The organism is Bacteroides sp. AF29-11 (assembly GCF_003602895.1).
Taxonomy (GTDB): Bacteria; Bacteroidota; Bacteroidia; order Bacteroidales; family Bacteroidaceae; genus Bacteroides; species Bacteroides uniformis.
This window is the reverse complement of the sequence record NZ_QTLY01000009.1, coordinates 54,958-72,530: the sequence shown is the minus strand read 5'-3', so window position 1 is coordinate 72,530 and position 17,573 is coordinate 54,958. Positions and strand designations below refer to the sequence as shown.

The 17,573-nt window shown below is 45.7% G+C and carries 15 protein-coding genes; 8 read left to right on the top strand and 7 right to left on the bottom strand.

Going from position 1 to position 17,573, the window contains the following annotated elements; translation table 11 throughout:
* The first annotated feature begins 79 nt into the window (after nucleotides 1-79).
* On the top strand, nucleotides 80-271 hold the full coding sequence (locus tag DWZ03_RS20275; protein ID WP_229533167.1) for a hypothetical protein: 192 nt from the start codon (nucleotides 80-82) through the stop codon (nucleotides 269-271).
* An 889-nt stretch (nucleotides 272-1,160) separates the two neighbouring features.
* Here DWZ03_RS20275 and DWZ03_RS15825 read toward each other — a convergent pair.
* The 7 genes from DWZ03_RS15825 to tssD (DWZ03_RS15795) form a co-directional block, all read right to left on the bottom strand.
* Nucleotides 1,161-1,826 carry a hypothetical protein gene (locus DWZ03_RS15825; RefSeq protein ID WP_117884342.1) on the bottom strand — a complete coding sequence of 222 codons (666 nt, stop codon included), beginning with the start codon at nucleotides 1,824-1,826 and terminating at the stop codon, nucleotides 1,161-1,163.
* Entirely contained in the window at nucleotides 1,817-6,100 is a 4,284-nt protein-coding gene (locus DWZ03_RS15820; protein ID WP_117884340.1) for a DUF6531 domain-containing protein, read from the bottom strand. Before DWZ03_RS15820 ends, DWZ03_RS15825 begins: the two co-directional genes overlap by 10 nt.
* An 83-nt stretch (nucleotides 6,101-6,183) precedes the next feature.
* Nucleotides 6,184-7,560 (bottom strand): DUF5458 family protein, encoded by a 1,377-nt coding sequence (locus tag DWZ03_RS15815; protein WP_181980037.1) that lies wholly within the window; start codon nucleotides 7,558-7,560, stop codon nucleotides 6,184-6,186.
* On the bottom strand, nucleotides 7,557-8,030 hold the full coding sequence (locus DWZ03_RS15810) for a hypothetical protein (RefSeq protein ID WP_005942760.1): 474 nt from the start codon (nucleotides 8,028-8,030) through the stop codon (nucleotides 7,557-7,559). The genes DWZ03_RS15815 and DWZ03_RS15810 overlap by 4 nt, the downstream gene beginning before the upstream one ends.
* A gap of 45 nt (nucleotides 8,031-8,075) precedes the next feature.
* Entirely contained in the window at nucleotides 8,076-9,434 is a 1,359-nt protein-coding gene (locus DWZ03_RS15805) for a hypothetical protein (protein ID WP_117834239.1), read from the bottom strand.
* Nucleotides 9,435-9,445: 11 nt separating this feature from the next.
* Nucleotides 9,446-11,254 carry a type VI secretion system Vgr family protein gene (locus DWZ03_RS15800; protein WP_117681492.1) on the bottom strand — a complete coding sequence of 603 codons (1,809 nt, stop codon included), beginning with the start codon at nucleotides 11,252-11,254 and terminating at the stop codon, nucleotides 9,446-9,448.
* A gap of 117 nt (nucleotides 11,255-11,371) precedes the next feature.
* A complete protein-coding gene (tssD, locus tag DWZ03_RS15795) occupies nucleotides 11,372-11,770 on the bottom strand; it encodes a type VI secretion system tube protein TssD (protein WP_005942768.1) in 399 nt (132 codons plus the stop codon).
* Nucleotides 11,771-12,036: 266 nt separating this feature from the next.
* Between tssD (DWZ03_RS15795) and DWZ03_RS15790 the strand changes: the two genes are divergently transcribed.
* Genes DWZ03_RS15790 through tssD (DWZ03_RS15760) form a run of 7 tightly spaced genes read left to right on the top strand, consistent with a single transcriptional unit; the run spans nucleotide 12,037 to nucleotide 17,571 of the window.
* A complete protein-coding gene (locus DWZ03_RS15790) occupies nucleotides 12,037-14,514 on the top strand; it encodes an ATP-dependent Clp protease ATP-binding subunit (RefSeq protein WP_117884376.1) in 2,478 nt (825 codons plus the stop codon).
* 11 nt (nucleotides 14,515-14,525) lie between these two features.
* Nucleotides 14,526-14,948 (top strand): type VI secretion system tube protein TssD, encoded by a 423-nt coding sequence (tssD, locus tag DWZ03_RS15785; RefSeq protein ID WP_005858603.1) that lies wholly within the window; start codon nucleotides 14,526-14,528, stop codon nucleotides 14,946-14,948.
* 13 nt (nucleotides 14,949-14,961) lie between these two features.
* Entirely contained in the window at nucleotides 14,962-15,375 is a 414-nt protein-coding gene (tssD, locus tag DWZ03_RS15780; protein WP_117884338.1) for a type VI secretion system tube protein TssD, read from the top strand.
* A gap of 6 nt (nucleotides 15,376-15,381) precedes the next feature.
* Complete coding sequence (locus tag DWZ03_RS15775) at nucleotides 15,382-16,476, top strand: hypothetical protein (RefSeq protein WP_117884336.1); 1,095 nt, start codon at nucleotides 15,382-15,384, stop codon at nucleotides 16,474-16,476.
* Entirely contained in the window at nucleotides 16,460-16,855 is a 396-nt protein-coding gene (locus DWZ03_RS15770; RefSeq protein ID WP_117884334.1) for a sodium transporter, read from the top strand. Before DWZ03_RS15775 ends, DWZ03_RS15770 begins: the two co-directional genes overlap by 17 nt.
* A gap of 9 nt (nucleotides 16,856-16,864) precedes the next feature.
* On the top strand, nucleotides 16,865-17,158 hold the full coding sequence (locus tag DWZ03_RS15765) for a hypothetical protein (protein WP_117884332.1): 294 nt from the start codon (nucleotides 16,865-16,867) through the stop codon (nucleotides 17,156-17,158).
* A gap of 14 nt (nucleotides 17,159-17,172) precedes the next feature.
* The gene (gene tssD, locus DWZ03_RS15760) at nucleotides 17,173-17,571 is read left to right on the top strand and encodes a type VI secretion system tube protein TssD (protein WP_117884330.1); all 399 of its coding nucleotides are present in this window, start codon (nucleotides 17,173-17,175) and stop codon (nucleotides 17,569-17,571) included.
* Nucleotides 17,572-17,573: the final 2 nt, after the last annotated feature.

The window sequence follows — 17,573 nt, the reverse complement described above, 5'->3', positions numbered from 1 at the left end:
AATTTAAAAAACGGAAGCGACAAACCCGGTTTTAAAAAAGTTATGATTATTAGCCTTATGTTTTAGAACTATCAATGATTTGCTGACAGCACCGGAAGCCCGTATTGGCGGAGGGAAACTTGATTTCAGTCTTATTGATGATACTCATGGATTTTCCCTTATTGACGATGAGAACCGAAACGAGTTTATTGGTTCATTCCAAAAAATAGAGGAATTGGATTGGGATGCCATAGCAACGGACAAAGGGCTGGATTACAAAATGTATAATTAAGAATAAAAAAATCAAGCGTTATTTTTCAGATGACCTATGGAAGAAAGGCGTTAAGAAATTCAGAATTACTCAGCGGAACAGGTGTTTTGGTTATGTGGATAATGGCGTTTTTTATGTGTTGAGGTTTGATTTGGATCATGAGTTGAGTGATGTGGGGGTAATGCTTTGTACAGTCTTGGTGTATTTTTAGTAGAAATAGAAAGCTGTCCAAAAACTCATATCCTGTTTATCTGCATTATGCTATGTTTTAGATAAGAGTTCTTGTACAGCTTGATTATACCTTTTCTATTTTAAGTCCTTTTACTAATTAACAAACAATCGCAAATTTATAAAGATTGGTATCTTGCTTACCTCCATATACTTTCAGAGGAAATTTAAGAATTACCAATCCTAATACTCATAACCGGCAGATTATAAATCCGCAGGGATGGAGAAATTTAATTCGTTTCTTTGTACTAGCATAAGTTTTAAATATTGGATATTTGTTGATTTTTAAATCAAATATAATAATACTCACGGCTTATGCTATTTTATTAGCAAACTATTTTGCAATTACAAACATAGGAACTAATATAAAGTTCGCATCTATTTCGTGTCCCATGTTTATTTTGTACAGAATAGGAATGAATCGGTCTGTCTGTTTTGAAAACATATCCTTTTTGCACCCAAAACGGAAATAGGAGTGGCGTTTTTTAAAAGATTGTTTTCCAAACCTTATCGTTTGAAAACTTTTACTGAACATAGACCACTCCCTATTAGGCTTACATCTCCTATTGATAGTGTTAGAATTCCGTATCATAATGGGATTATAAATCCACCGGAATGGGTACCAACGTCTTGATTCGCAGAATTCAATTATACAGAGTTATTTTCTCATAAATTCTAACTTTCATTTTATTATTTGTATATCTATCCTATTTAGAATGTTAGAGTGAATTGCATCTATTGACGCATTGCTACATTTTTCAATTGTCAATTTAATTAGTTGTGGTAGTTGTTCAATAGTTAAAATATCTTCTAGATATTTGTTTCTTGCAAGATATAATATTTCAATTGGTAGATATTCAATCCCTTTTAATTCTTTAATTTTTGAACAATATATATGTAGTGCATTTAACTTCTTTAGTTTTTTTAATTGTTGTAGATTATTGTTAGCAAATTTTACCAAAACAAGACTTGTCAAAGAAAGGGCATTCTCGAATAAAATTCCCCTCCAATATTCACATCCCAAATGAATGATATTAGGGAATTTAGAGATGTCTATTGTAAATTTTTGTTTTTGTTGGATATATATTTTCTTTATATTTTTTAGAGAATAGATTGAATTTAAATTTGAGATATTTTCCCAAATGCCAACAAATGATATTACTTGCAAATACTCGGAAAGTTTTTCTATGTTAATAAAGTCAATCAATATATCATTGGACATATTGACAAACTGAATTTGAGATATTTTTATTTGTCTAGCAAATTCTATACCTTCTAGAAAATCATCTGCATATATTGTTAGATATTTTCCATCAATATTTTCTCGTATATTTTTATCTAATGACATTTTATTCCTTTTAATTGTTTAAATTCAGCTTCAAAATCATCTGCTTTTTTCATTATATCATCGTATAATGCTCTGTTTTTCTGATATGCATCTGTTAACATCTTTTCTCCTGGGGAATTGATTTGGTTTAGAAAATCTATGCTTGTGACAGCTTGATTTCGCCTCATAAGTGCTGCTTCAACCATGAGACCTGTATTATTATTACCATAATCAATATGTAGTCCTTTTGTGACATTTGTGTATCCACCAACTCTAATATCCATAGACTGGTACATTCTACTTTTGGGTCCTTTCCCTATATACCACTTCTTGCCATCTGTAAACATATAAGTTCCTGTAAATCCGAAAATATCAACACCAATATTGGTATCATATATATATCCATAAAATGTCGGATTAGAACTATATAGTCTTATGGGATCTTGTGAAAAGTAACTACCAGTTTCAGGTGAATAGTATCTGAATCTATTATAATACAGTCCTGTTTCCTTATCCTCATATTGTCCTTGAAACCTGAAAGGGCAATCATTTAAAAAAAATCCTTCAAAATTTACGACTTTCCCATATATATCTAAAGTACATTCCCATGTTTTGTATCCTTTTTCATCATACATCTGTATAGGTGTACCCAAATAATCGGACACAATGGAATATTGCTTGCCATCCTGTATCTTTGCCGTAGGTACAAATGTACCTGCCTCGAACACCCAGGTAGTAATATCTTCTACCGGTTCTTTTGGAGGGATGTTTTCCTCTTCGTCCGATTGTAAGCCAATGGCTTTATAGCTCCATTCGTGTAAAGGTACGTTTCCGTTCCACACCCAGCGTGTGATCTTTCCGAAATACCGCTTGGCAGTGCGGCGCCCCAACGCATCATACCGGAACTCCACCGGTCTTCCGTCCGGGCGTATAACCTTCTTCAGCATCCCGTTGGAAGTCCACTCGTAGAACCATCCTGTACCTGTAGCCAGACAGCGGATGCCGCGCTCCTTCTCCATGCGCTTGTAGTCGAACTTTACGCCCGTTTCCTGCAACTGCTTGAACTCACGGAAAACGAGGTTCCCCTCGTCATCGTAATGATAGAAACAATCCGGGTCCTCCAAAAGTTTTCCTCCGGCACCGTACTTGCGGTCTTTCCTGTCCGGTGTCTCAAAGAGGTTGCCCACGAAGTCCGGCACACGGTAAATAACATCCGTTTCCGAACCTTGCATAGTCTCCTGCCGGATAAGGAAGTCGAAACGGTCGTAGTCGTACCGTGTGACAGTACCCGTCAACTCGTTCTCCTTGGAGAGCAGGCGGTTGGCGATGCCCCATTGGTAGCGGTAGGCACCTTTCTCTATGCCGCCTGACCGCACCGACTTGCGTATCTCCCTGCCGAAACAGTCGCGTTCCGTCCTGACAGTCACACCGCCGGAGAAACTTCGCTGCACCTCCAGCCCAGTATTGTCACGTACCCATGACGCCTGCCAGCTCTCGCCTGCTTGCATGGTCTGCAAGTTGCCTTCCCGGTCGTACGTATGACGGATGTCCGCTCCCAGGCTGCTGGTGATGCGGGTACAGTTGCCCTCGCTGTCGTACGTGCGGTTGACGATATATTCTCCCTGTTTTTCCTCTATAATCTGTCCCGTCTTCCTGTCGCGGGTGAACTCCAGCAGGTTCTCGCTGTTCTTCGCCTTGATGAGCATTCCGTCCTTGTCATACGTGTAAAGAGACACCTCTCCGTCATACTGTTCTTCCTTCAAGATATTGTCCAATCCATCGTACAGGTATTCCGTCCATTTTTCCCCGGGGCGGTTCACACGGGTAACACGTCCCGCACCATCGCGCTCGTACTCACGCCGCAAGCCGTCGAAACCTATTTCCGTAACGACTTGCCCCAGCCCGTCCAGCTCAAAGAAATAGTTGTCGCCTGCCTCGTTGCCGATGCGGCGGAGCTGCAACTCACTGTTGTAGCCGAACGTAATCCAGTGCCTGTCCTGCTCACGGCTTTTCAATACCCCCAACGCCCCGTAGGTAAACTTTACCTCACGGATGTTGTCCTTGGCATGTACCATGTTCCCCATGGCATCGTACTCAAACAGGTGCACATTGCCGTCCGGCTCTTCCAGCCGTATCAGGTTGTCCGCCCGGTCGTAGGCATAACGGGTGGCATTGCCTTTGACATCCACCGCCTGTACGAGCCTGCCCCTGCCGTCATATTCCCACCGACGGAACAGCCCGTTGGGGAACTGCAGCAGCTCCAAATCGTAACGTCCGTTGAATGTGAGCGTATAGACACGCCCCTGTCCGTCCGTTATGGTTCGCAACACGCCTCCCTCGTAGGCATATTTCACTGTTTCTCCGCCCAACGTGGTACGGCTGATGACCCGATCCTGTTCATCATAGTCCCATGAAAGCCTTTTGCCTCCCGGTGTGCGGAGTGAAACCAAGTTACGGTTTTTGTCATAGTCCAAGAAGGTGTCCTCCTCGTTTTCGTCCGTTATCCGCACCGGCCGGCCGAACTCGTTGTAGGCGGTCTTACGGGTATAGCCTTCGGGATTGACCGTGACCTCCAGCTCCTGAAAGCTGTTGTATTGATGACGGGTAATTCCTCCGTTGGCATCCACTATCTTATAGATGAGTTTGTCCTCACCGTAATAATATTCGGTTTCGGCACTTTCCCCGTTACGAATATGGGTATATCCCTTGCCGTAACGGATGAAATATTCCATCACGCCTCCATCACCCCATGTATGCACACAGCGGGCATTCTCCCCCTTACCTTCATATTCCCAATGGAAGGACATACCCCCTTGGTTGGTAAGCAGTACCAGCAGGTGCCCGCCGGAATAGACGAAATGCTTGCTGACATCCAGCGCATCGATGGTTTCCACCATGTCGCCCCGGTCGTCATAACGGTAGCGGACCAGCTTCACCTCCTCACCGTCCTGATTTACGGATACGCAGAGTACCCGTCCCGACTCGTCGGTCTCCACTTTCAGGAATTCTCCCCGTGAGGATATGATTCCTGCCAGCCTTCCCCCCGAAGCATATTCGAAGCGGACCCGGAACCCATCCTTCGCAGAAATGCCTGACACCATGCGGTAGCCGAAACGGTTTTCAGGACCGTCAAAGCGGTATTGCAGTCCCCGGATGTCTGTAAGCTGATAACCCCGAGTGTCGAGCGTCCAGGACAACTGCTCCTTGCGGTCAAAATAGCAATCTCCGGGTTTCAGCACGGGCAGGAAAGACTCCCGTCCGTCAGCATGGCGGAACAGAAAGGCTCCTTCCTCCAATTGCCGTATTCCCAGATTGTAGCTATGATGCCAATTATACCCCAACGGACCGTCCACGGCGGCGTCGCTGTAATAGGTACGTTCCCAGACGATAGGGATGGGGCCGGGCAGCTCGAAATCCACGTTGGTGTGATATACCCTGCCTGTGGCAGCATCCACCGGTTCGCCGAATGTCTTGCATTTTATGGGCTGGAGGATGTCCGCCAGTTTGTTCATACCGTTCTTTCTCAGTCTGTCAATCAGGTTCTGGAATTGGTCACCTATCTTCTTCCACATTTTACCCAAGCCCTTCAGCCCGAACTTCATTGCCAACGCGAATATGTCAATGGTAGGCGGTCCGCCCACAAGCACAGGCTTGCCTACCGATGTGATGGTAGAGAGCATGGAAGTGGGAGCAAGCAAAGCCTTGCTCACCTTCTTGGGCTTTCCCTTGCGGGGAATTGTGGGTACTCCTACGATATTGCAGGAGAGCGCCGGATGTGTGAGGGTGGAACAGGGCGCACCGTCCGCCAGGACTGTGGAACTACCCATCCACATTTCCGACTCGGACATTCCGCTGACCAACGGAGCCGGATGCAGCACGAACGCAGGCAGGTGCACAATGCCGATGCCCGCCTGCGCAATCCACTGGTTGTGTACCTTTACCGACGGGGCCATGCTCTTGAGGATGCTGCATGCCACTCCCGCCACTCCGCCGATCACAGGCGGAATAGCCGCCGCTATGCCTGCCATGATGTCCGCCATAAGGTCGTACACCTTACCCACGTGAGGTACAGGCATGATGGGGGAGGGAGGGGTGACGGTAGGATGCATGTCTATCCCTATGGACAGATCGCCGAACTTGGCGACAGGCATACCCGGCATGGAAGGAAGCATTCCGCCCAAACCAGCCTGAATCTCGTCCAAAGCCGCCTTGGAGTCTGCAAAAAGGTCGGCAAAGCCCCGTCTGACACTACTATCGCCGGTAGCGTCAGCTATATTCTTGAACACATCTGACATGGTGAGAAATTTTTAGAATGTAAAAAAGAAAACAGCCGGAGTCACCAACCGGAACACTCCGGCCGTCTAAGAAAGGACTTTATCTATGCATCCTGCGCATAATCGCTGTTCCAGTCGTTCTCGTCATCCCCTTTTGTACCTTCCAGCTTGATGACAAAACTCTTTGCCGGGAAATAAGGAGTCAGGTGAATGTCGAGGAAAATGCGGTCTTTCTGCTTCGGGTCACGCTCGAAACGAAGAATCTTGAACTTCTCAATCAAGCGTCCGGGTCCCTGTATGCTGTCCAAGAACTTGCTGATCTGACCACGCAAATCCCTTTCCGCCTTGCTGTTCCAGTTTTCAAAGGCACGGCGGTTGAGGAAGTCCATCAGCACTTTCGTCACCCAGTCGAACACACGGACCACGGAATAGGTCTGCAATCCCAGATTATCCCCATTGAACAGAGTCTTGGCAGAGAAAGCCATCACCTTGCCGTACTCCTTCACCATCGGAATCAGGCCAATCTTCTCGATTTCAGAGATCTCACTCTTTTTCAGGTTGAATGCAACCCCGTCCACCTCACTCATGGAACCGTACTTCTTTCCGGCGGTAACCTGTGCCATTACCGTCTTGTACACACTGCCCGCCAACGCCGCAGAAGGAGGAATCAACAAATCTTCCGTTTCGCCCAGTTCCGCATAACGTCCGCGTCCCACCAGGTAATTGCAGGTCATACATACATTAGACTTGTACACATCGCCTCCCGAAAGGTTGGAGTCAAAGAACATTTCTATAACGTCATCCGGCTTTTCCAAATCAGCGAAATCGGTGTAAATCATCACCTTGTTGTCATGTGCTATCTTTGCCCATTTTTCAATCACCTTGTTGGAACCCAAATACCCGGGAATAACCAAAAGAGAGTAGTTGGTACGCAAGTCCAACCGGTCATAGTTCGCACGAAGCTCGTTCGCAATGGCATCAATGAAGAAAGAATTGTCCAAATCGGTAAGCTGGTCCATCGAAGCGTTCACGATGGAGATGTTCTTGATCTTGTCGGAATCCGTATTCTTGTAGAAGAGCATGACCGTGCGGTAAGACTTCTCCAACTGCTTGACCTCCTCTACCGCCTTCAACTGGTTTTGGGAAAGCAGACCGGATACCGCCGCCGATTTCTTCTGGCACAATTCCACCATCTCGCCGATGGATTTGTTACCCTCCAGCATATCCAGCCACATTTCCAGCCGTTTTTTCAGTTCCTTGCGCTCACCCGTCCGTTCAGGATCGGAAAGGAATATGTTCCGCCGCGCCTTACGTTCCGGGTTCAGGTTCTGTATGCCGTCCACGGAAGATTCCAGGACATTAAAACCTCCAAACTTAGCCAGAACCTGCAATTCTGCATTCAGATTTCTGGACTGCTCCACAGCCTGTTGCTGCTGTACGGCAGCTTCTCTTTGTGTATTCTGTTCGCTCATAACTATCATTCATTAGCAGGATTAGACTTCTCGTTGTTCTTCAAATCGTCCAAAATGGCGGAAATCGCATTGACGAAAGCCCCGCGTGTCTCCGGATTTTCCAGTACCCGTTGCAACACCTTGTTGGAGCGCAATGACTTCTCCATCCTGTCCGCAAACTGTTTCTCCGCATTCAGCCCGGACAAGAAAGGACTCTGTTCCGTCATCTTCTTGACAGAAAAATCGCCGACATTTTGAAAACGGAAATTTTCCTCTACGGGAGCCCCCTCCGCATCCGAGAACTCGATATCTATTTCCGGCCGGAAATGTGCAAACACTTCGTCGATGTTGGTCAAGCCTGCGATCACTTCGGGAGCCACCGGTTCGTCTTTTGTCAACTGTTCCACCAATAACGTTCGGTTTTGTGGAATTTCCGCAATACCTTCGGAAGCGTCAATCTTCACCTCGTTTCCGCCGATTCCATAATTTCCAAGGTCCATACTTATTCAATTTTAAATTAAAAATATATGTTAATTAAATCTCTGTCAATTGAAAATCCCCCCTTTTCTTCTGGCCTTCGCCAACTGCATGTCCGGATTGTCCACCAATTCCTTCCAGTCGTCCCCGAGCCACTCCCGGAGCTGTCCTTCCAAAATCGAGACATCAAGCGGGGAACGAACCTGTCTTCCTGTGTGAAGAGCCAGATGTGCCGCGTAAGTGAACGTGGAACTCCGCCTGATTTCCCCGGAAAGGTAACTCCCCCCGGACAGGGCGAGCAAAAAATATTCGAAAGCCTGTTCCATCTTCCCATCTTCGTAGCGCAGGAAACCACACATGCGGTAGCCTTCCATGACATAATAAGGGTCTTTTTGCGTGATGGCTTTCCGTGCCATCCCTTCATACAAGGCAACCGCCTCCTCCCGTCTTTTCCCGGCCGTCAGAATCGCCGCTTTCATGGATACGGCCATTTTCCAATAACTGTATCCTGCCGCTTCGCCACTTTCCATCGCCTTCTCCGCCTCTTTGATGGTCGCATCGCTGTACTTCATGCTATGCCTGTATTCCCGGATCGCGTAACACGCCTCAGACGCTATGAACAGAGCGGAAGTCCGGATATTCGTATCCTTCATTTCTTTGGAAATATCCAATAGTTTTCGGATTTCCCTGTCCAATAATTTCCAATCCTGCTTTTGTGTACAATCCATGACAACCGTCACCTGCTGCTTGAACCGGTTTTCAGGCGCAATCAGGTCATTACCGCTATCCGACCGTGCCATCCGGTTATGCAATGCCGCCGCCATATCGAACCGGGGGCGTATGCAAACCACCTCCCGGGACTCGTCCAGCCTGACATTCCTGTTCCCTTTCAAATCAATGGTTGTCATCCGGATTCCCTGCGGGACGCCCTCTTTCAGCACATTGCCGAACCATCCTGTCCGGGAGCACCCCCTTTCCTGTTCCGGAGGAAAGTACAGACAGAAAAAGGCATCATCCAACCGGGAGATACATGCTTTGAAACGCAACATCTCTCTCCACAAGTTGCCCGCCGTATGTTCAACCGACACATCGGGGGTATATTCTTCCTTCAACAGCCCGTCGTGCCGCAGAGCCCTGAGAATATCATACTTCTCCTCAACCTTTTCCGAGAACCAGCCCGCATATTCCTGCCAGAGCTGTTCGGCGTATTCCTCGTCATCCCCCTTATACGGAGTATCAAAACGAAAGAATATATCGTCGAACCGTCCTACCGGAGAACGTTCTATTTCCAAAAACCTGTCCACCAGGTCCACATCATTCTGACCGACAATCCATACAGACAGTTTCCAGTCCCTGTTACCGGCTATGTCCGCCCAGTAATCGACCGCTTTGTAATATTCCTGTATAACAGATGCAGATGCTCCCATAACCAACCGGATTACGAATTGATTTTTACCATTCCTCCCGAAACCGCCACATCCGCCGTGCCTTCTATTACGAGGTTCGTACCGTTGAGCGTCCCAGTCCGGGTGGTCAGGTCATATTCTTTGGCCGCTTCCATTTTTATATTGGTACCGCTTCCACTGATTATATTCTTCTCGCTGCTGAGTACCATGTTCTCGTTGCCGGACAACAACGTCACGCTTTTCCTGCCTTCAATGGAAATGGTATCCGCCTGCAAGCCTATCGACTTTTCGTCCATTATGATGACCGATTCATCCTCGTTGGTAATGGTAACGCTTTTTTTCGCCATGACGGTAATGGCATCCGTGCCGTCCAGCAGAATCAGCTGCTTTCCCGTCCGGTCAGTAATGACGATACTTCCCGTCTCATCATCGAAAACGATGGCGTTACCGCTGCGTGTGATGATGCTTTTGGTCTTGTTGTTCTCATCGCCACCTTTTCCCGAAGCGGAATGGAACATGGCTCCCGTTACATAAGGGCGATCCGGATTGCCGTGCTCATAGCCGACCATGACCTGGTCTCCGACTTCCGGGACAAATACCCATCCGCGATTTTTGGGAACCGCATCGCTTACTCCCGCATTCGGACTCTGCACCCTGATCCAATTGGTTGTCTTATCATTCTTCTGCCAGTCGAAAGCCACTTTCACGCGTCCCTGCCCCTTCTCATCATCGTTCTTCCTTACCGTAGCCAGTTCCGGCAACGCCAGCGGAAGCCTCACATCGGGGACAGGGATATGTACCGTACCGTCCGGAATACCGACGAAGGAGTTCGTATAGTGTCCGTCACGGCGTACCTCGTGCACGACTTCGACAATGCGGAACTTTCCTAAAGGAGACAGACCCATCCTGTCAGGGAAAGAGACATCAATGATTTCGCCGATCCTGATCCGGCAAGTCTTTCCTATGCCCTTTATATTCAATAGATTGGCTCCGGATTCGTTTCTGACGACTTTCATCTGCTCGTCCAATCCAGCCTTGTCCGTTATATGAGGATTGGCTGCCGAGGTTGTTTTTGCGGCGTATGCCTTTTCGGAGCAACCGTGTGCAATGGACTGAAGATCGTTCATACCATCCGGTTTGGCGGGCGTATCTGCATTATGCTGTTTGTTCTCCTGCGCTACATAATCGTATCTTGCAGATTTTCCCGGTATCAGGTTGGCAACCAAACGCACTTCTTCCAGATCCATGTCGTAAACGATTTTCTCCGTATTGTCCTTCTCCGGCTTTCCGAAATACACTTTTGTCCCATCATAATAGAACCACTCCCCATAGAGTGCCGAGAGGCGGTTCATGAAGTCAAAGACACTCTCATTATACTGCGCCATATAAGGTATAGGCGTCGCATACTTGGGGTTGGAAACCAGGTTGACCTTTCCATATTCCTGTGTCGCCTCCTTTATTATGGTGGAAAGGGACTGGTCCATCCATGAGTCGAGTGTCCTGTTGTTCTCATAGAGTATCGTAGGGCTTGCTCCATGAATGGCCACTCCGCCTGTCTCACCCATGCTTCCAACCATTTCCACCCGAGTGATGACACCCTCGAAATCATAACTTTCACCCGTCTGCTTGTGGGCAAACGAAATGCTGGCGGTCTCCCCGATGTAACCGATGAATTTTTCCGGGGTTTGTTGGAACGTATTGTTAGGCGACAGATAATTCACCACCACGGTAAAGGTGTGATGCCGGTTAAAACCCTGACGGAGACACAATGAAACGAACTTCTGCTCTTCTCCTTTCACGGTCACTTTAGTAGCCACCAAATTCAGAAAACTTGCTCCCATACTATCTTAAACTATGAATTTCAATTATTAAACCGACCAGTCGGTATGTTTTTTGGTGCCGAAATAACCGGAATTGGTATATTCCGGCACCTTAAAACTTTGATTAGGAAACAACCGTTAGTTGTTTTCCGGCCAATCCTGTGTAAACGTAGCCTCGTCCATTTTCACGGTCTGTGCGGAAATGGCGAACTTGACTGTCATCGGATAGGCGTTAGCCACATTCAGTGCCTCCTCATACTCTACCACGTAACCGTTTTCGAACACCAGTTCCTTCATTTTGGCATCCTCATCCGCTTTCTTGAAGACGATGTTTCCGTTTACAGGCTGGTACTGCTTGAACATTTTATCCAGCACAATGGTATCGGGAGTCGATTCGACTTCCACATAGATTGTGCCACCATAAATGTCAGATGCCGGACGACCTTTGGGGTCCACATCACGATTGAACTTGACTCTCCAGTTCAATACATCAAACTCTCTTGAGTCCGAGAACTTAAATGACGCTTTAAATGCCATAGTCTCAAAGTTTTAAATTAAACAATAAATTGATTTTGAAATATCCGGTCAGAGGCGGTCTGTTGTTACCCTGTCTTTGTCCTTCAATTTCTGCGCCCAATATATGGCATTTTCTGAAAACTACAAAGAACTTTCGAGGATTTTTTCTTGTTTTTGTTGGAAACATGCTCACAAGCATAAAAAAACAATGGTCAAAAATAGCTGGATTATTTTTTTTGCCTTATATTTGCAATGTTCTCCTGCGCAATTTTTAAATCTTAATGATTATGGATACAGGAGTTGGTTTCATTAATCTTGATGATTCTGTAAAAATTGCGCTTAACATAGCACTTGCAGTGGCTCGTGAAAATGCGAACGAGTGTTATACTCCCTCGCATTTGTTGAAGGCTCTACTTCATAAGGATGTAGGGCTACGAGATTTTATAATAAGTATAGGTAAGGATTTAGGCTATCTGGAGGAGTGGGCGGACGTGTACATCGAGCAATGCCCGAAATCCACCCGGTTGTCCGAGATCAAGCCATCGGAGCAGATAGACTCCGTTTTCCGAGCCGCCGATGACGCACGAATCCAGTTCGGGCTGTTCGACATCAATCCCATCTGCGTGCTATTGGCACTGACAAAGCCCGGTGTCGCTTTTTCCAGTGACCAGCTCAGGTCTTTCCCCATTCTGGAAAAGGATATCCATTCCATATATATAGGTAACGGACAGCCGGTATGTTCTCATGCCGCCACGGCGGATGCCTATGTTCCGGCCTCCGCCTCGTCCTCTTTTCTGGCAAAGTATTGCGTGGACCTTACCGCGGCTGCGGCAAACAGGCTGCATCCGGTCATCAACCGCGACCGTGAAAACCGTATGGTCATGGAGATACTGGGAAGCCGGAGCAAGTCCAATGTTCTGATAGTCGGCGATGCCGGTGTGGGAAAAACAGCACTGGTTTACGGGTTAGCCTGGGATATTGTCAACCATAAGGTGCCTTCGTTCCTGGCTGAAGCCCGTGTCTTCGAGTTAGACAACGCCTCCCTGATTGCCGGAGCCACCTATAAAGGAGAGATTGAGGACCGCCTGAAAAATATCCTGAAAGAATTGCGGAATATCGACAATGCCATCCTGTTTATTGACGAAATCCACGTACTGCTGGACAACCGGCAAGGAAATTCCGGTGCGGGGAATGTATTGAAACCCGAACTGTCGCACGGCGACCTGACGGTCATCGGCGCCACCACCATTGACGAATACCGCAAGATCATTGAGCCGGACCATGCTTTCAGCCGCCGTTTCGAAACCGTGCAGATAAGCGAGCCGGACATAAAGTCCGCCATCCAAATGCTGCACTCCGTGCAGAAACAATATGTGGACTACCATCAGGTAAGAATCTGCGACGATGCCGTAGCCGAATGTGTACGTCTTGCCAAGCGGTACGTGAAAGACCGCCGTCTGCCGGACTCCGCCATCGGTCTGCTGGATATGACGCTTTCCGCCATCAAGATGGTCAATGAAACAGGGAAAAAGGACACGGAGACTTTGCTGTCCGGATTGGATGAGATAGAAAAGGAAGAGAAAGAGCCCCATGAAAAGACGGAAGAGCTGAAAACGCTGCTTTTCCTAATGCACAACAAATTAAGCCCTATCCTTTTAGGCGTCATCCCTGACGAGGCGGATATCCATGAATTACAGGAGTATGAAGAACTCGCCGCTTATCTGCGAAACGCATTGAACGCCATCCTTCAATTTGCCGAAAAGAAAATAGAGGAGGTAGGCATCTACGAGGTGGCCGCCGTTGTCGCCAGCAAGACAGGCATTCCTATCGGCAAGATACAATCACAGGAGAAAGAACGGCTACTCAATATGGAAGAGTATCTGCGGCGACGCGTCGTCGGACAGGACCAGGCTTTGAAAACGCTGACGGACGCCATCCTTGAATCCCGTAGCGGCATGAACAAACCGGGACAGCCCATCGGCTCCTTCTTCCTGTTGGGACCGACCGGTACCGGCAAGACCGAACTCGCCAAAGCACTGGCGGAAGCCCTGTTCAATGACGAGAAATCCATGATTCGCTTTGACATGTCCGAATTCAAGGAGGAACATTCCGCAGCCCTGCTTTACGGAGCACCTCCGGGATATGTGGGCTATGAGGAAGGCGGTATGTTAGTCAATAAAATACGCCAACAGCCATACGCCGTAGTCCTCTTTGACGAGATAGAGAAAGCGCATCCGTCCGTATATGACATTTTCCTGCAAATCATGGACGAGGGGAAGCTGCATGACCGTTTAGGCAAAGAGGGGGATTTCTCCAACTCCATCGTGCTGTTTACCTCCAACGTGGGCAGTGAATGGCTGACCAGGCAACTTGAATCCGGGAATGTTCCGCCCACCACCCAGATCATGGAGGTAATGGGACAGTATTTCCGACCGGAGTTTCTGGCACGCCTGTCTGAAATCGTTCCGTTCTCCCCCATCCGTGAAGAGATACTCCTAAAAATATTCGATATACAGTTCAACGGAGTCAGAAAACTTCTGGACAAGCAGGGTATCGGCATCACCATCAGCGATGATGCCCGGAAAATGCTCGCCCACAAAGGCTTCACTCCCAAATACGGTGCCCGCCAAGTTGCCGGGGTCATCCGTAACTACCTGCGCAGACCGATTTCACGGCTTATCATCAACGAGAAGTTGGGCAAAGGAAAAAGTCTGGAGGTAGGTCTGGACGAACAGAATGAATTAACCTGGAATATTCACCAATAATCAAGTATCGTATGTTTGGATATACCGTATTCTTAAAGATAGGCAACCTGGCTGCCTCCTCACTGACCGACATGTACAAGGACAGCTACCAGCTCATCGGCTGCGAATTCGGATTTGCCCAAGGGATAGACATCAAAGGACAGGCACAGACCGAGGTAAAAGGCGGTACGTTCTATGTGACCTACCCTCATCTTCCCAACCGTGACATGATCCAGTGGATGCTGGATGCCCGTAAATACCAGAGCGGAGCCATCGTTGTCCATGACAACCAAGGCTCCACACTCGAAAAGATACTCTTTGAGAAAGCGACTTGTGTGGATATGGAAATCAGCTATATCCGGCAGGGCAAAAGCTATATTGCGACCAAACTGACCGTACAGGCACAGAAGCTGGCATTCGGTACAGAAGAATTTGAAAATCAGTGGGTGTTTTAAAAACAGCAGCGTTATGGGACTTTTTAATTTTCCGCAAGTGGACAGCAACGTGAATGTCATATTCAGCGTTGACGGCGACGAATATGCAGTGGAACAGTTCAAAATAGGTTTTCACCAGCCAGTAGATAACCTAAAGAACCAACCGGAAGGCGAAGTGCGAGGGGGACGAATCATGATAACCCTTTCGCAGACGGTGAAAAACAACATCTACGGATGGGCTGTTAAACCGTGGGTGAAAAAGAACGGGGCAGTGCTGTTCAAGACCGGTACGTCTGGGGTGATATTTGAGGTGGCGTTTACGAATGCGTACTGTATCAGTTTGAAACGTTCTATAGGGATAGGTATAGGTTTAAATACCAGTTTAATGCTATCTCCTCAAATAATCAATATGAATGGTATTGAATTTGATAATAACTGGGTAAAATAAAGAAATATGTCTAAAGAAAATGATAGTACGATAATTTATCCTGACTTGTTCTTGTTGAATAATAAGATAGGAAATTTTTATACAGGTCATGTACTTGGATTGGGATATGCTTTTGTACAACGCCTACCATATGATGTTGTACAAGGAAACGATTGCTATTCTAAAATAATTGATATTCAATGTGTTGATCAGTCAGAAGAGAGCAAAAATAAAGGATTTAATCTTGTCGCAGATAAATTAAAAAACAATATTCTAAAGAAAGATTCTTTAGGTAATTATTATGTTGTATATCAAGGCGAGAAGAAAACACTTCTTTCAAGTGATGATTTAAAGATTCATTTATACTCTCTTGGTAATGATACAATGGTAAATGTAGAAATATTGTCTTACAAATATAATGGTGAGTTGAAAGGATGTTGTTGTGAGAAAATAGAGCATACAGGTGAATTACAGTCTTTTGAATATAATTTTAGTACAAATATTACAGAAATAATATGGGGATTATCTGCTGCGAGTGGAGTGGTAGGTACCGCTGTAGGTCCTTTGAATGAGATGTTTGTAATGGAAAAAAATTTTTATGATAAATTCTTGAAAACGCCCCCTTATTTAGATCGTTTATATAGAGCAAGAGAATTTTCTGAGAATTTATCTCAATCCTTGAAAAATAACGGAATAAATGTATCTTCAGAAAAATTAAATGACAAATTAATACCTAATACATTAAAGACTATAAAAAAAGGTCTTTTATGGGCAAATAGTGCTTTAACAGCTTTTGATATTTTACACTCTCAACAGTTAAAAGTTTCCCATTTAGTTTCAATTTATATGCTAACATCAGCATTTCCTGTTTCTTGGGTACTTGGTGGAGTTGTTGTAGGTATAGATATATTACTTTATGCAAATACTGAAAAGTCTTTAGGTGATTGGATAGATCATTATGCTGGAAAAATTGGTTTGGGTGATGAAAATGGAATTATTTTAGGAAAAGGTAGGAAATATCATCAAGTGCAGAGACATTATGACGATGATTTTATCATAGTGCCAGATAATACCCGAGTGGTTAAATCTATAATGAATAATTTGTATGAAAAAGATTATTGACTATTTATTTTATAGATATTACATAATAAGTATTAAGAATGAGGAATTTCCTCGTTTTGGAGCAACATGCGTTCTATCTGAAATTGTTACAATTACTTATTTGTTTATTATATTAATACTATCATTTGTTTTAACAGGAGATTTTTTTTTACCAAATACATCTGAAGAAACAAGAATTATAATAGGGATAATAGGTTGTTTTCTTCCTTGGATTATAATATACCTTTTTTACAATAAGAAAAGAATTAATACCCTATTAGAAAAATATAAAGACAATGTTTACAATGTTAAATATTCAGATAAGACAGTGTTAAGTATTAGATATGTAATACCAACGGTTGGCCTTTTGTTGATGTTTTTTCTTTATCAATTTAAATAACAATAATTTATGAAAGAGTATAAAACATTAATCATTTATACAATTTCCAATGACCAATCAAAAAAGTCATTTGAAGAAGAACTGGAGAAATACGGATTGGAACGGGTAGGAACGCAAGACATCTTCGCCCTCCCTTTAGAGGAATACCGGACGAAGGTACAGGCATTCAAAGCCTACCTGCGGGCCTATGTACGCAAGCATCTGGACAGCCAAGACACAGTACTGTTCGTGGAGTCACGCATGAACGAGGAACGGACTCTGACCGCTATGCTGCAAACCAATCTGACGAGTGAAGAAGAATAAAAAAGTATAAGGATATGAGTGTACAATCGTATATCAAGTTCTGGACAGCCGAACCCTCGGAGCATGAAGAAGTGCAGGCATACGATCTGCTGGGCTACGAGTATGACTTCCGGAAACAGACCACCTATAGCGGGCAAGTAATCGGAAAGACATACGGCGGCAAAATACGGGTGAGTATTGCCGGATTTCCAACGGAGGAACTCTTGGAATGGATGTTCAATTCAAGAATCCTGAAGGACGGAGAGGTGATGAACACTTCCGGCCTGCCCGGTACTCCCAAAGAGATCATCCGTTTCAAGGGAGCAAAATGCCTTGAGTTCAACGTACATTCAACAACCAAAGAGAGCCGTACCTCACTATTCATCCACTTCCGGGAAATGGAGACCGGCGATTCGTGTCACTTAAACTTATAATC